Origin of the sequence: Pantoea sp. PNA 14-12, assembly GCF_004364735.1 — a bacterium.
GTDB classification, from domain to species: domain Bacteria; phylum Pseudomonadota; class Gammaproteobacteria; order Enterobacterales; family Enterobacteriaceae; genus Pantoea; species Pantoea stewartii.
Genome location: NZ_SOAJ01000002.1, coordinates 129,999 through 144,704, shown reverse-complemented (window position 1 = coordinate 144,704; position 14,706 = coordinate 129,999). Strand labels below are relative to the sequence as shown.

General features: G+C 51.7%; 16 protein-coding genes, 1 tRNA gene and 1 pseudogene. 10 read left to right on the top strand and 8 right to left on the bottom strand.

Annotation, left to right across the window (positions count from 1 at the left end):
• Window positions 1-54: 54 nt before the first annotated feature.
• Window positions 55-381 carry a PTS system regulator TmaR gene (gene tmaR / locus C7434_RS08390; protein WP_033740422.1) on the top strand — a complete coding sequence of 109 codons (327 nt, stop codon included), beginning with the start codon at window positions 55-57 and terminating at the stop codon, window positions 379-381.
• Window positions 382-453: 72 nt separating this feature from the next.
• Here the strand turns inward: tmaR and C7434_RS08385 are convergent, their stop codons facing one another.
• The gene (locus C7434_RS08385; RefSeq protein WP_033740416.1) at window positions 454-1,512 is read right to left on the bottom strand and encodes a LacI family DNA-binding transcriptional regulator; all 1,059 of its coding nucleotides are present in this window, start codon (window positions 1,510-1,512) and stop codon (window positions 454-456) included.
• 92 nt (window positions 1,513-1,604) lie between these two features.
• Window positions 1,605-2,519, bottom strand: coding sequence for a ketopantoate reductase family protein (locus tag C7434_RS08380; RefSeq protein WP_133745351.1), 915 nt, complete (start codon window positions 2,517-2,519; stop codon window positions 1,605-1,607).
• Between the two features lie 269 nt (window positions 2,520-2,788).
• Here C7434_RS08380 and C7434_RS08375 point away from each other — a divergent pair, with 269 nt between their 5' ends.
• The 6 genes from C7434_RS08375 (at window position 2,789) to C7434_RS08350 (ending at window position 7,394) form a co-directional block, all read left to right on the top strand.
• Entirely contained in the window at window positions 2,789-3,811 is a 1,023-nt protein-coding gene (locus tag C7434_RS08375; protein ID WP_133745350.1) for an LLM class flavin-dependent oxidoreductase, read from the top strand.
• Window positions 3,812-4,271: 460 nt separating this feature from the next.
• A complete protein-coding gene (locus C7434_RS08370) occupies window positions 4,272-4,754 on the top strand; it encodes a type VI secretion system tube protein Hcp (protein ID WP_033740413.1) in 483 nt (160 codons plus the stop codon).
• 31 nt (window positions 4,755-4,785) lie between these two features.
• Window positions 4,786-5,268 carry a type VI secretion system tube protein Hcp gene (locus C7434_RS08365; protein ID WP_033740412.1) on the top strand — a complete coding sequence of 161 codons (483 nt, stop codon included), beginning with the start codon at window positions 4,786-4,788 and terminating at the stop codon, window positions 5,266-5,268.
• A gap of 36 nt (window positions 5,269-5,304) precedes the next feature.
• Complete coding sequence (locus C7434_RS08360) at window positions 5,305-6,141, top strand: hypothetical protein (RefSeq protein ID WP_033740411.1); 837 nt, start codon at window positions 5,305-5,307, stop codon at window positions 6,139-6,141.
• Between the two features lie 666 nt (window positions 6,142-6,807).
• A complete protein-coding gene (locus C7434_RS08355; RefSeq protein WP_033740409.1) occupies window positions 6,808-7,059 on the top strand; it encodes a SymE family type I addiction module toxin in 252 nt (83 codons plus the stop codon).
• Window positions 7,060-7,124: 65 nt separating this feature from the next.
• Complete coding sequence (locus C7434_RS08350; protein WP_033740406.1) at window positions 7,125-7,394, top strand: hypothetical protein; 270 nt, start codon at window positions 7,125-7,127, stop codon at window positions 7,392-7,394.
• Between the two features lie 125 nt (window positions 7,395-7,519).
• Here the strand turns inward: C7434_RS08350 and C7434_RS08345 are convergent.
• A tRNA-Asn gene (locus C7434_RS08345) sits at window positions 7,520-7,595 on the bottom strand.
• A gap of 306 nt (window positions 7,596-7,901) precedes the next feature.
• Between C7434_RS08345 and C7434_RS08340 the strand changes: the two genes are divergently transcribed.
• Entirely contained in the window at window positions 7,902-9,023 is a 1,122-nt protein-coding gene (locus C7434_RS08340) for a Gfo/Idh/MocA family oxidoreductase (RefSeq protein ID WP_133745349.1), read from the top strand.
• 72 nt (window positions 9,024-9,095) lie between these two features.
• Here the strand turns inward: C7434_RS08340 and C7434_RS08335 are convergent, their stop codons facing one another.
• The 4 genes from C7434_RS08335 to C7434_RS08320 all read right to left on the bottom strand — a co-directional run bounded on the left by C7434_RS08335 (window position 9,096) and on the right by C7434_RS08320 (window position 12,812).
• Complete coding sequence (locus C7434_RS08335) at window positions 9,096-9,926, bottom strand: glycosyltransferase family 8 protein (protein ID WP_033740405.1); 831 nt, start codon at window positions 9,924-9,926, stop codon at window positions 9,096-9,098.
• A gap of 17 nt (window positions 9,927-9,943) precedes the next feature.
• Window positions 9,944-11,326 carry a D-arabinono-1,4-lactone oxidase gene (locus C7434_RS08330; RefSeq protein WP_033740403.1) on the bottom strand — a complete coding sequence of 461 codons (1,383 nt, stop codon included), beginning with the start codon at window positions 11,324-11,326 and terminating at the stop codon, window positions 9,944-9,946.
• 64 nt (window positions 11,327-11,390) lie between these two features.
• Window positions 11,391-12,038, bottom strand: coding sequence for a TetR family transcriptional regulator (locus C7434_RS08325; RefSeq protein ID WP_006119781.1), 648 nt, complete (start codon window positions 12,036-12,038; stop codon window positions 11,391-11,393).
• 147 nt (window positions 12,039-12,185) lie between these two features.
• Window positions 12,186-12,812: a LysE family translocator gene (locus tag C7434_RS08320; protein ID WP_033740402.1), complete on the bottom strand. Its 627-nt coding sequence runs from the start codon at window positions 12,810-12,812 to the stop codon at window positions 12,186-12,188.
• Window positions 12,813-13,073: 261 nt separating this feature from the next.
• On the opposite strand from C7434_RS08320, the gene C7434_RS08315 reads away from it, so the two are divergent.
• Window positions 13,074-13,544: an Lrp/AsnC family transcriptional regulator gene (locus C7434_RS08315; protein WP_006120213.1), complete on the top strand. Its 471-nt coding sequence runs from the start codon at window positions 13,074-13,076 to the stop codon at window positions 13,542-13,544.
• Window positions 13,545-13,928: 384 nt separating this feature from the next.
• Here C7434_RS08315 and C7434_RS08310 read toward each other — a convergent pair whose 3' ends face one another.
• Window positions 13,929-14,216 (bottom strand): hypothetical protein, encoded by a 288-nt coding sequence (locus C7434_RS08310; RefSeq protein WP_226374536.1) that lies wholly within the window; start codon window positions 14,214-14,216, stop codon window positions 13,929-13,931.
• Between the two features lie 76 nt (window positions 14,217-14,292).
• On the opposite strand from C7434_RS08310, the pseudogene C7434_RS22180 reads away from it, so the two are divergent.
• A pseudogene (locus C7434_RS22180) lies at window positions 14,293-14,627 on the top strand (replication protein); the annotation flags it as partial.
• Window positions 14,628-14,706: the final 79 nt, after the last annotated feature.

Genomic DNA, 14,706 nt, shown 5'->3' with positions numbered 1-14,706 from the left:
GCTGATCGTTTTGACTCTCTCCCTGCTTTAGCAGGCTTAAAGAAAGGTGCCATCATGGAAAATGCCAAGCAATCATTTCAGGACGTACTTGAGTTTGTCCGTACGTTCCGCCGCAAGAACAAACTGCAGCGTGAAATCGTCGATAATGAGAAGAAAATTCGTGACAACCAAAAGCGTGTGCTGCTGCTGGATAACCTGAGCGAATACATCAAACCCGGCATGAGCGTTGAGGCGATTCAGGAAATCATCGCCAGCATGCGTGCTGACTATGAAGATCGCGTGGATGAGTACATCATCAAAAACGCTGACCTGTCTAAAGAGCGCCGCGAGCTGTCTAAAAAGCTCAAGACCATGGGCGTGGGCGAGACGAAAACGCCATAAGGCAACGCGTATTATCGCGGATAACCAGCCCGCTCCAGCCATCCGGTTGGGCGGGTTTTTTTGCGTCCGCGATCAGCGGGACAGCTTGCGGGCAATCTGCTGTAACTGACGGGCCAGCGCGGATAAGTCTGCGTCTTTGCTGGCCGGCGCGGCGGTGGTTTCCCGCACGACCAGTACCGGCTCCAGCGTCCGTGACGCGACCGCTTCTCCCTGCAGCGCGGCCAGCGCCTGCTCCACGCTCGTGGCACCCAGTTGCTGGAGATCCTGACGAATCGTGGTCAGCGGCGGCTGGTACCAGGCGCTTTCTGCCGTGTCATCGTAGCCGACAATGGAGATTTCAGCCGGAATCGCCACGCCATGCTGATGCAATGCCCGCATGGCACCCAGCGCCATTTCATCATTCGCTACCAGCAGCGCCTGGGGCAGCGCGTCCGGTAACTGAGACAGCATAGCCTGGTAGCCCGACTGGGCACTCCAGTCGCCGCGCAGCACACAACAGGGAGACAGACCGTGCCCGGCCAGCGCCTGGCGCCAGACCGCTTCACGCTGACGGGCCGATACCGAGCGAACCGGACCATTCAGCAGGCCGATGTGCGTATGTCCGAGCGCGACGAGATGCTCAACCGCGGCCCGCGCCCCTTTTTCATTGGAGTACTGGCAATGAGACACAACGGCGTGCGGTTCAGCATCCAGAAACAGCACCGGTTTTTTGCCACACAGACGACGGATTTTTTCCGCGTCGGCGGCCTCAAGCGGCATATTAATCAGTACGGCATCAACGCGCTGCGCCATCAGTTCATTCACCGTGGCTTCGGCATCGTCCGCGCTGTCCATGGCAATGACTAAATGGTAGCCGGCTCTGGCGGCGCGCTGCTGTATTGCCGAGGCAATCTGCGCTGGGGCCATTAACGCCAGATTGCTGGTGGCCAGGCCAAGGGTCCGCGTGGCTTTACCCGCTAACTGCTGCGCAACCCGATTGGGAACGTAGTTGAGCTGTTGCATCGCCGCTTCCACTTTTTCGCGGGTACGGGGAGAAACCTGCTCAGAGCGATTAAGCACACGAGAAACGGTTTGATAGGAAACGCCCGCCAGTTGGGCAACATCATCAAGGGTCACAGAGCGGGACGTCATTCTTCCTCCAAAAGATGAGGCAGCGAGTGTAACAAATTTCCGTTACCCACGCGTCGTGCAACGGCGTGGCTGCGTGCTCATCACATCCGTGTTTAACGGTTCTGTTGATAGATCTGCAGGTTGACATTGACCGCGTTCAACAGCGGTGCAGTGATGCCATGACGGCTGGCACGTAACAGCAGGTCGCCAATGATCGGGTCGGCTTCAATCGCAAAGCCCTGGGTCAAATCACGATACATTGAGGAGGTCATCGGCGTCGACGCGTCGTTCAGCAGCGCGTAGATTTTGGCGGTCACGGCCGGGCGCGGTTGGTAGCCCTCAGCACAGATAATCTGCAGCACTTCGCTATAAATGCCCTGAAGCAACATCTCGCCGCCTGGCTGGTTCAGCACTTGTTGCGTATTCCCCCGCGCCAGACAGCACACGGCGCCGAGCGTGCTCAGCAGCAGCCATTTTTCCCATAATTCACCGATAATATTGTCGGTAAAAACTGTGTCGACCACGCTGCTGCGAAGGGCAACATCAACCCGCTGAAGCCGGGCATCATTATTACCATCCAGCGCGCCGTAACAGATCTGGTGCAGAGGCGTTAACTGCACCACATGGCCCTGGTCGTTCAGCGTGGCGTTAATTTTGCACAGCCCACCGATCACCCTGTCGGCACCAAAGTGGGTGACCAGCGTATCAATATGCCGCATGCCATTCAGGATCGGCATGATCAGCGTGTGCGGACCGACAGCCCGCTCAATGTCCTGGATGGCCTGATCCAGACCGGTGCTTTTGACCGTGATGATGATTAAGTCGTAATGCGTGTCCAGGCTGTCGGCAGTGATCAACGTCGGATGCAGCGTTTCCTGCCCTGATGGGGTCTGCAGCACCAGGCCCGTTTGTTGTAACTGACGGAAACGGCCTTCACGGACCAGAAAGGTCACATCCTGCCCGGCCTGCATCAGCCGCGCACCAAAATAACCGCCGGTTGCACCCGCACCTACCAGTAAAATACGCATCCCTTCTCCCTCTGTTAAACGCGCCTGTCCAGATGCAGGACAGAAAGTTTAGTTATGCGTTAAAACCCATTCTGCCCGCAAGCATTATTACATTCCGCATGGGCACAGAATCGCGCATTGATCGTGTTCCATTGAGCGCGACCTATGTCAAAAATCTTGAATATAGTGCTTAAGTATATTCACTATCCCTCATGACATGGCTGGCGTAACCTTATTTCATCGATATTTATCATGCGAAAGCACCCGTCTTTCGCCAGGAGATGTTACAGATGAAAAAGATTGGTTTTCTCTCATTTGGCCACTGGACGCCCTCGCCGCAGTCCGCCACGCGTTCTGCCCAGGATGTGTTGCTGCAATCTATCGACCTGGCCGTCGCAGCGGAAGAACTGGGCGCGGATGGGGCCTATTTTCGTGTGCACCACTTCGCCCGTCAGCTCAGCTCGCCGTTCCCGCTGCTGGCTGCGGTCGGTGCACGCACCAAAAAAATTGAAATAGGGACTGGCGTGATCGACATGCGCTATGAAAATCCGCTTTATATGGTGGAGGATGCCAGCGCTGCGGATCTGATTTCCAACGGTCGCTTACAGTTGGGACTGAGCCGTGGTTCACCCGAGCAGGTGATTGATGGCTGGCGTTACTTCGGCTACGTGCCGCAGGAAGGCGAGACGGATGCGGACATGGGCCGTCGCCATACGGAAGTGTTCCTGGATGTGCTGCGTGGCGAAGGCTTTGCTAAACCGAATCCCCAGCCAATGTTCCCCAATCCACCGGGCTTGCTGCGTCTTGAACCGCTGTCGGAAGGCTTACGTGAGCGTATTTGGTGGGGCTCGGGTTCCAACGCCACCGCAGTATGGGCAGCGAAAATGGGCATGAATCTGCAAAGCTCGACGCTGAAAGATGATGAAACCGGCGAGCCGTTCCACATCCAGCAGGCCAAACAGATTCGCGCCTACCGTGATGCCTGGAAAGCGGCAGGGCATCAACGTGAACCGCGGGTTTCCGTCAGCCGCAGTATCTTCGCGCTGGTGAATGATATGGACCGCGCCTACTTTGGTCGCAGTGGTCAGGATCAGGATTCCGTCGGTTTTCTGGATGAGAAAACCCGCGCCATTTTCGGTCGCAGTTACGCGGCTGAACCCGAAAAGCTGATCAAACTGCTGGCAGAGGATCAGGCGATTGCCGAAGCGGATACCTTGCTGCTCACCGTGCCGAATCAGTTGGGCGTGGAATATAATGCCCATGTGATTGAAGCGATTCTGAAGTATGTCGCTCCTGAATTAGGCTGGCGTTAAACGCTAACTGATTCTGTGAGAATAAGGCCCCCGCGCAGTCCGGATTGCGCGGGGTTTTTCATTCTTTTCCATCCTGATGTCCTGTCTTCTCTCCCGGTTACGTAGCAGTGAATGCCGTTTTTTTATTTTAAAAAACTATTTCGTCGCGACACAATTTCTTATTAAGAATAATTCTTTCGGATTTATCTCAATAAAATCATGCGCGTTGTAAATTAATTGACATGAACTCATGTTAATTTTATTAATGAGTAAAGGGCGTAGAAAGAATCGTTGCCTGATTAACTATCCCTAATTGCTGCGTGAATAACGCAGTCATCTTTTTATTTCCACTTTATAGCGAACAGAAATGACAGGCCGGTGCTTATCCTGAATTTAAGATGGCACTGATGCTGACGAAATGTCTCAGCCTGGCGATGTGCATCGTGCATTTTGTCCCACCCCAAACTAACCGGAAAAAAGAATGGCGATCGATATTTATTTGAAAGTTGAAGGCACCACAGGTGAATCACAGGACAGTAAACATAAAGGATGGACCGACGTACTCTCATTTGAGTGGGGGGCTTCACAACCCGGTAATATGGCTGTTGGCGGCGGTGGTGGCGCGGGGAAAGTGAGTTTTAACGATCTGCGGATCAAAGCCTTAATCGATAAATCCACGCCAGCCATTCTTAAATACTGTTCCAGCGGAAAGCATGTTTCAAAAGTTGAACTGTCGGTTTGCAAAGCTGGCGGTAGTCAGATTGAGTACACGAAAATTGTGCTGGAAGATGTTCTGGTCACCGCAACGAATTTCAACGGTATCGGGCAAAGTGACACTATTGTTGTGGACTATGCCTTTCAGGCATCTAAAGTTTCTACCAGCTATTGGGAGCAAAGCGCCAACGGGACTAAAGGTGCGGAAAGCAAAGCCGGTTGGGATATTAAACAAAATAAAGAGAGCTGAGTTAATCTGCCCGTAAATATAAAGGTGAAAAATGGCTATTGATATATTTTTGAAGATAGACGGGATTGAAGGTGAGTCGCAAAATGCGAATCATAAAAAATGGATTGATGTACTTTCATTTGACTGGGGCGCGCAGCAGCCAGGGAATATGGCCGTTGGCGGCGGTGGGGGAGCAGGTAAAGTAAATTACCGCGATTTAACCGTTGAGGCCTTAATTGATAAGGCCACGCCTGCATTAGTGAAATATTGCGCCAGTGGTAAACATCTGCCGAAAGTTCAGCTGTCCGTTTGCAAGGCGGGTGGACAGGAAGTGGAGTATACCCGCATCACACTTGAGGATGTCCTGGTGACACAGACTGACTTCACCGGCGTCGGGCACGCGTCAACGCTGGGTATGCAATATTCCTTTCAGGCCAGCAAAGTGGCACTGGAATACTGGGAACAGGCTTCTCAGGGTACGAAAGCCGCTTCTGTACAGATGGGCTGGGATATTAAACAAAATAAAGAAAACTAATGACTTCGTCGGGCGGCATCAAAAAGTGAGGGCGTTATGGCATTTCCAAAAGTAAGTCTTATTGAGGGCCTGACTACGGACCCTCGTTTTAATCCTGCGGGTTCCGCTAACTTTCTGTCCAAAGAGGTGCTTGATGAAGCGCTGATTTTAGTCAGATCGTTTGAACCAGCGGAAATCGCCCGGCTGAGTAAAACCGATACCAGCCAGATTGCTTATGCGATGTCGAATTATAAAGAAGATAATAACCGTCGTTATAAAACCTGGAACGAAGAGTCGGCTTCAGTCAGGAGGCCTGGCGGAGAAATTCGGCACCTTGACAATCGTATTGGCGGCGTCAGAGTTCAGCAGGCAAGTTCGATTGCGACAGGTGCGATATCAAGCTCTACTGGCGCTACAGGTGTGGTTTTATGGTCCGCTTACCAGGGTCTTGGAAGTATTATTGGACGGGGCTCTCTTCCTGTACTGGCGGCACTCTTTTCTGCGGTAGGCGTCTACTTCGTCAACAAAAAAACCGTTGCCGTTAATCAGATGGCTGCCCATATCAAAGCACTTGCGGATCTCTTTAATACTGCACATGAAGCCTTTGAAGACTTCAAAACAGAAGCGGAGCGTAAACGCGCTAATTTTAAACCCGACGATCAAATGCGTACGCCCCTCACCTTTGAGCAAACCGTGGCATCCCATAACGCCTGGCCCCAGGATCATGCGCGGGACATGACGCCCATCCTTCAGCAATTTATCCGCCATGAATATCAGCGTGTGGAGCTGTATGGCACAAGTGCCGAGTTTGTGAAGGTTTTTTTTAAAAACCAGGCACCCCTTTCTCTTTCACGCACGCAGTACAGTAATCTGATTAACTTAAAATTCCCGTAAGGAATGGCGAAAAGCTGTCTGAAGGCAACGCTATTCAGACGGCAAGCCCGCTTAGCGTGCCGGACGGTGAGTTCACGTCTTGATAAAGGTAAGCAGACTGACCACCTTACCGGTTAAAGCATACGCCCTGGATTTTGCGTTTACCGACTCACTTCTCAGATAAGTTACCCTGCGCGGATAAAGGTTACCCCGCGCTTTTCCGCCCGGGTAAACGGTATTGCTTTGCGCCAGCCAAAAGTCAGGCTTCAGGCCCCACCATTCACATTATCCATTCGCGCATACGGCGTGTCAGTTGGCGCGCAGTATGCGTTGGAGGCGCATTAACAGTCGGCCGCAGGGCCGGACGGGACAGACAGCAGAATATTGTCAACGTTATGTGAGTTAGCTTCCAGGTCCTGACTTGTTGTCATCCGCTAAAATCGTTATGGTTTACAAGCGTTTTTCAGACCCGATAGTGGGACCAGCCCAGTAAGAAAACCTCCCGATATCAGCGCGTCGGCACTCTTGTAACTCATTGATGTCTTGCAGACATAAACAGTAGGCGGGCTGTCTGAAGGCGCAAACCCGGTGCTGGTGCACCAGAAGCAGGTACAGCTTCATCCGGCCTGTATCGCGCCAAATGGCCTCGCGAATGATGGACTCACCTTATTGACCAGGAGCTTGCAAATGACGATGAATGCCCGATCTTCTGACGCTGCACTTACGGCGGCCTCATTTAAAACCCAGCGACATTATACAGTTGGTTATGTACCTAAATTCGGGGACACCAGCACACCTGCACTGAACATTAGTGGCAAATGGTTACGTGAATTGGGATTCGAGACGGGGACGAAGGTAAGGGCAGAGATCAGCAAAGGCTGTATCGTGTTGCAGGTCGAGACACCGGAGTCAGAAGAGAACCTTTCCCGAGCGCGTTAAGGGTTGTGTTGCTCTCACCACCGTTTATAGTTACAGAATCAACCGCCCCGTTTAAGGAGCCTGACATGCCACATTACTGTTTTTTCCAAAAGGGTAAGCAGATTGTCGTGCTGGAAAAATCGTCTACAGACAACGCTACCCAGCTCATTGCGCAGGGCTATGAAAAGCAATTTGAGGAGGTGAGTGCGTCCAGTGAGAAAAAGGCACTCGCTCGCTTTGCGGATATTCGCCGACGTAACCAGGCGGATTACGAGGACTTCCTGGCGGGGGCGGCAACGATGCCGATCATCGATGGCTTACGCGCGGTAGCGGGTTTTATCGTAGGTAAGAAGTAGCGCAGCCGGAGCAGCGCCTGCGTTAAGTTCCCTGCGCTGTAACGCGACCTGGATTGTTGCGTATTTCAGGCCATTCCCAAAACAAAAAGCCCGCTCAGGTTTCCCTGAGCGGGCTTCTCTAAATCTGGCTCCTCTGACTGGACTCGAACCAGTGACATACGGATTAACAGTCCGCCGTTCTACCGACTGAACTACAGAGGAATCGTTTGAACGGGGCGCATATTATCGACGTCGTGCAGGCTTGTCAAAGCTCTTTTTCATAAAAGTGTCTGATTGCTGAAATACTCGCCAACTCTGTGCGCTGTGCCGTATCGCTAACCCTAACAAGCGGCTTCACAGGGTTTCTTATTGCGTAAACAGAAACCCCACTCCGCGTAAAATTTCGCCTTGGACTGGGCAGTGACGATTGTTCTTTATGTTCGTCACATTTATTTCATTTTTAGTTTGAAATGCTCATAAATGGAATTTAAATTTCATTTCAACTTTCGCTGTCCGCCCGGAGTCCAAATGAACAAAGTCAGAATCGGCATGATCGGCAGTGGCTACATTGGCCGCTGTCATGCGATTGCTTATGCCCAGGCCCCTGCGGTGTTTGCGTTAAAAGGGGAGATTATCCGTGAGATGCTGGCAGAGGTGAATCCGGAACTGGCGGCAAAGCAGGCCGCCACCTTTGGGTTTGCCCGTTCAACCGGTGACTGGTGTGAGCTGGTGTGCGATCCCAATATTGATGTGGTGGATATCTGTGCGCCCAATTTTCTGCATAAAGAGATGGCGCTGGCTGCGATTGCTAACGGTAAACATGTCTATTCCGAAAAGCCGCTTTCCCTGACCGTGGCGGATGCCCGGGAAATGGTGGAAGCCGCGGCAAAGGCCGGCGTGAAAACGCTGGTGGGCTTCAATTACATGAAAAACCCCACCAGTCAGCTGGCGAAAGAGATTATTGCCCGAGGCGAAATCGGCGAAGTGGTGCACTTTTATGGCACGCACAATGAGGACTATCTGGCAAAACCTGACACTCCGCTCGACTGGCACTGCCAAAAAGCACTGGCCGGACTGGGCACCCTGGGCGATCTGGCTGCGCATATCGTCAATATGGCGCATTATCTGGTCGGCAATATTGTGGAAGTCAGCGGCGATATGATGACGGTCATCAGGTCGCGTCCTGACCCGAAAGATCTCAGTCGTCAGTTACCGGTTGAAAACGAAGATCAGGCCAGCGCATTGCTGCGTTTCCAGAACGGGGCGCACGGCGTGATTGAAACCTCGCGCATTGCCTGCGGAGCCAAGATGGGCCTGACCTATGTGGTGACGGGCACTAAAGGCACGCTGCGCTATACGCAGGAACGGATGGCAGAGCTTGAACTCTATCTTCATGATGAACCCGCAGGGCGTCAGGGCTTCAAAACGATTCTGACCGGGCCTGCTCATCCGGATTACGCCAGTTTCTGTGTGTCAGCAGGCCACGGTATCGGCTTTAACGATCAAAAGACCGTGGAAATACGCGATCTGATTAATGGCGTCGCCGCAGGCGATCGTATGTGGCCGGATTTTGCCGAAGGTTTGCAGGTACAAAAGGTGCTGGAGGCGATTGCGCTGTCCGCCACAGAACGGTGCTGGCAGGAAGTCTGATAGTAGTTACAGCATACTTTAATGCACAGACGGGAACCTGTGCGCCTGCGGACAGGCAGGCGCACGTTGTTATCAGCAGTCAGACGCTTTGTCCCACCACAGCTTGTCCATCGCGTAATAACGGTCACGCTGGCTCACCGGCTGTGACAAATCCCGCTCCCAGGGCTTCGCCAGAATGTAGTGCAGGTTCTTCACCTCTTTACATTCCCACAACGTATCGTGCTGAAAACGAAGCGTTTTTAGCGCGTTATAAATATAGGAAAGGGGCAGCCATTTATCTTTAAAAGCTTCGTTGAGCAAGTCCTGTTCTGAAAAGGCATAGGCGCGCAGGTCATCAATGGCGGCAATACGCGCTTCAAGATCGTTAAAGACAGTCTCATCCGGTTCCAGCACCAGGAATCCACCGTTCAGGTAATAATCCACATGAGCCGGCGGCGTCTGCTCGCGCTCCTGCCAGGTATAGTGGCAGAACTCGGGCTCCCAACTGTCAGGATAGGACTCAATCTGGTTAGGATTACAGCGGCAGGCGTGGCAGGCGGCCAGCACGAAGTCACCCAGGTCCAGTGTAAACAGTTCATCCATATTCTTTAAGATGAGCATGTCAGCATCCAGGAATACCACGCGCCGATACTCGGTCAACTGCCAGGCGCGCAGCTTAGTCCAGACCTCGCCAAAGCGTTCAGAAGCATAGTGCTGATTCAAATCATTGTCCGGATAAAGCGGATCAACCCGGCGGATAATACAGCCCTCATCCCTGAGGGCTTCACACTCGCTGTCACTGATAGCATTGGTGGCCATCACAAGCAGTGGCCAGCGTGTTTTCGTCTGTTGCAGTGATCGGTGCAGCGCTTTCACGCCCACCAGATAATCCGGTTGTGTCAGTAACGTTACCCAGGCAAACATAACATCCCTTTTTTAAATTAGTTAAACAGTGCAGCGGTATAGTCGTTGCTGAAGCGGTGGTGCGGATCAAGTTGTTCACGCAGGGCGCGAAAGCGGTCCCAGTGCGGATAAAGATCCCGCCAGTGGTAGAGCGAGGCATCGTAATATTTACCCCAGTGCGGACGCCCACCTTCTTCGGCCAGCAGTTTCTCCACCTCGCTTAAAAAGTGCAGGCCGGCCTCAGAAAGCGATCCATCATCTGCGTAATAAACGACAAAGCCAAAGAAGCAGGTGGGCTGGTCGAAGGCGGGGCTCAGCCAGGCGGATGAGGCACCGGTGCAGCGCAGGATAATCGGATAGTGCATGTGCGGACGATTTTCGGCATACCAGCGTTTGATCTTGCTGATGATCGCCGGCGTGCGCGCCAGCGGAACGCCAATCTCAACGTTGATCTGCGGCACGGCGATACCGCGACAGAACAGTTGGTAGATGTCGCCTGTGACATCGGTAAAGTCGCGAAAGCGAGTCACAGTACGGAACTGTTTGCCGCCTTTACCGTGAATCTGCGTATCGCGATGCATGTGCTCCAGCGTCTGTTCGATAGTATCGTTCAGGCTGTCATCACCTTCATCGGCATGTTCTACTACTTCGCGTCCCGACTGCTCGTAACGCTGGATCTCATCGTAGCTGGCCTGATGTGCATTCCAGACGTGCATGATGTTATCGTCAACAAACCACCAGGCCTTACTGAGTGCATAATCCTCATTCCAGCGCAGCAGATCGCTTTCCAGGTTGTCCGCCGAAACCGCATTCTTGTGGCAGGTGAAGATGCGGAACGGTTGGGTGCGCAACGTCACTTCGGTCACGATGCCCAGGGTGCCGAGCGACACCAGCGCCGCCGCAAAATCGTCGTCACCGCGCGACAGCTCCCGTATGGATCCGTCGCTCAGCACCAGACGGATCTGCTCGGCTTCATCCGCAATGGAGCTTTGCTGCAGACCCTGGCCGTGCGTACCGGTTGCCATCGCACCGGCCAGCGTCTGCACGGAGATCACGCCCGGCGAAGAGGCCAGCATGCGGTCCATGTCTGTCAGGGTGCTGTAGATCTGTTCGAGCGGTGTGGCGCCTGCAAACGTAACGCTGTGAGCATCGCTGCGGAGCAGGCCGGTAAAGGCGCTCAGATCCAGCAACAGATCGTCGGGATGCACAGCCAGCATTCTGCCGGGTGAGTAGGTTTTGCCAATAACGCGCACTGTGTTGTGAGTGTCGCGCAGTAACTGCTGCAAAGCCGCCTCATTGGCAGGGCGTTTTACCTGCTGTTGTGTACCAATCGGCGCGTTTTGCGCCCAGTTCCAGAGTGTATTGTCATGAGGTTCACGCTGCGTCTGGCGAAGCGGATAAAGGCTGGCGTCTCTGCTCAAGCTGCTTTCCTTACTTAAGTGATATTGTTATTACCACTTAAGCATAGACTATCCTTTTCAGCGCTCAGGACGCGTGGCGTGAGCATCTGATGTAGCGCAGCGTTGCCGTGACGGCGAGCTGGCGATTACGACGGATGATCTCGTCTTCATTTTTGTCCCGACTAAACAGCGTATTGAAGGTGAATCGGTTGGAGACCTGATGCACACAAATACTGCTGATCAGGCGATGCACGTCCAGTGTCTCGATCTCTTTGATGAACAGTCCCTGCTGCTGTCCCCGGCTCAGAATATCATCCAGTAAGTCCAGCGCACTGCGGTTCAGCTGGCTCAGACGGGCAGACTGCGAGATGTAGCGGCCGCGAGACAGGTTCTCCATACAGATCAGACGCACAAAATCCGGGTGGGAAACATGGTAATCGAAGCTGGCTTCAACCAGTTTTATGATGGCCTGCTCAGGGGCGAGCGAGGCCAGATTCAGGCCAGTTTCATGCTCCCTGATCTGCTGGTAAACCTGTTCCAGCGCATCGATATAGAGTTGTTCCTTATTGCCAAAATGGTAAACCACCATTCGTTTAGTCGTCTGGGCATTTTCAGCAATTTGCTCAAGACGGGCGCCTTGCATACCAAACTCAGCAAAGGTCGTCAGTGCGCTCGCAAGAATGCGCTTTTTAAGTCCTTCAGGATCATTTTTGCGTTTCGTAGTGTCTGACATAGTGCTTAACAGGGTGCCCGGTAACGAGAAGGTGAGGGCAAGATGTTACCACAGCGGATCAGGGCTGTTACTTATACCGAGAGCAAATGAAGATTAATCAGTCTGTTCTGACGTCGCACGGGAAGCCGTGTCACCTCGGTCACGGCATTAAAGCGTTTTCAGGATCATACCGATGGCGGCCAGCAGCATGATAACGCCGACCGATTTAAACATGATGCGCTGTGCACGTTGGCTGGTCAGTAATGCGCGAACGCTTACTGCCGCCAGAATAAACATGGCTCCGACCATCAGCAGCACCGCTGCGGTAACGGGCACCAGTATGGCTGCCCAGAATGTTAAGGATATGCTCTCCAGCGATATCACAAGCGGTAATATGGCCAGATAAAACGCGATTGTTTTCGGGTTGCCCAGTGTGATGGTCAGGCCTGACAGCCAGGCAGAAGTCAGTTGCTTGTGCGTCACTTTTTGGTCCAGCGTGATGGAATGCGGCTGATAAGACCAGAACTGCCAGGCCAGAAAAGCTAAATAGAGCGCCGCAGCCCAGTTAATCAGTGTAAACAGTCCGGTATAGGTATGAGCGACAACGGCCAGGCCAAATACGGCGAGCGTCAAATAAAATAAATCGCCCATTATCACGCCTGCAAGCGCAGCAAAACCCGCCAGAGAGCCCCCGTTAAGGGTACGGGCCACGATCGCTGTCATGCCCGGGCCGGGAATGGCCGCGGCCAGACCCAGCGCCAGTATATAAGGCAGTAATTCTGTTATCGCAGGCATCGTCTTTCCTTCATAAATGTTATGTCGGGATAAAATCCAGACAGGCTGGCCATGAAAAGCGGCATGACGAGGACAACCCGGACTCGTCTGCCGCCTTAATCTGCCGTGTCCGGCCATTTCTTTTGATCTGCACCTTGTACAGCACCTGAAAACAGTATGTCCTGGCGAGACAGAAATAGGCTGTCTCAATCACATTCATTTATCGTATTCTTTGCAAGAATTAACCTCATAAACGAAATGTAGCGGAAGGAATTGACCGGTATGCTGCTTGATAAGACAGAAATGAAAATCCTGCGTGTTTTACAGGACGATGCCCGTATTACTAATCAGGAACTGGCTGACAAGATTGGTATGTCTGCCTCACCGTGCTGGCGTAAAGTGCGCAGGCTGGAAGAGCAGGGCGTCATTCAGGGGTACCGGGCTGTACTGGACCGCAAAAAAATCGGCGCCGGGGTCATGGTGTTTATTCGGGTGGTTATTGATTGCCACAGCGAGGATGAGGCAAAAAAATTCGAGCAACAGGTCACGGCGCTGGATGATGTGGTGGCCTGCTACAGTATCGGTGGTGATGCCGATTTCCTGCTACAGGTTGTGGCGAGCGATCTCGAAACTTATGCGGAGTTCGCCATGTCTGTAGTACGCAGATTGCCGCGCATTAAAGAGATGCAAAGTATGTTTGTGCTTAAAGAGATCAAACCGCTAACCGCTTATCCGGTTAAAAATACACACTGATATGACTGGCTGAATCTTATGCAGCATGTGTGATGCAGCCGGACTCAGCCGCATTAAACGTAGCGTTGACGCGACAGTTATAAAGAGCAGGAAATGACGGAAAAGCCGGGATGCCATAAAAGGCGTTTTGAAGTTTCTGGCGTGGGCAGAGCTAATATCAGGCAACACAATGGGCATTCATTCCGCGAAACTCTGCGCCTTTATCGCTGTGATTTGAAAAACACGCCATTGACCATGGCGTGTTAATGGTTCAGAAAACTGAATGCTGTTTTAAGGTGCCCGCCCGATTTTTTTCGTGCCTTTCGTGTAGTAAAGATTGTGGTATTGACCATTTGAATAAATCACCACGAATCTGCGCGCGCCGACATAAGCGCCAAAACTGTTTTATGCATTAATCACGCCGGGGATGACCCAGCCAAACATCAATTCTTCTTTATCTTCGGGCACATTCATTACCCAGGTATATCCTTTAAAAGGTTTAAAAAAACGATAATGCGCGCTGTAAGGATCTTTCAGATGATAATAAAACGTATTTTTGACATCCGTTTTATAAGTGTCTGGCAGCGTACCGTAACTGGCAAGCTGCACTTGTAGTGGATCGGGTTCATGAGAACGGGCTACACATCCTGTCAATATCATCGTTAAAGCAAAATACAGCACACGCTTTCTCATTAATCGCCTCAAGGGTTAATATTTTTGTTATAAGGCGAAACACTAGCACCCGGCGTATATTTCGGTCTATAAACCGTTATATGTTAATGATGTCACAGCGATCACTGAGTTATCTTCGGCAAGGGAGAAAGTTTTTGAAATACTATACGGAGCAATGCAGGAGCATAAGAACACCGACACAATTTTAATGTTGTATAATATTGTAGAAAAAGCATTGTTAAAATATCCAGAAAAAATTTTTTTAAAGGTATGAAAGAGTTGGTGGGAAAATATTTTTTTGCTGAAACTATGATACAGAACTACTACTTCATTAATCCTGATTTCATATTCAATGGTAATCGTCTGTCATTTGTTAAATATTATATTGAATGCGAATCGAAAAATTTCAACCTAAACAAAAGCCGTTGTTAATGTAAAAACTGCACCTTAATATATTGTCTATATTAAGGTACAGTTCAATTTACTACGGTAGTTTATTTTTTAATGAATA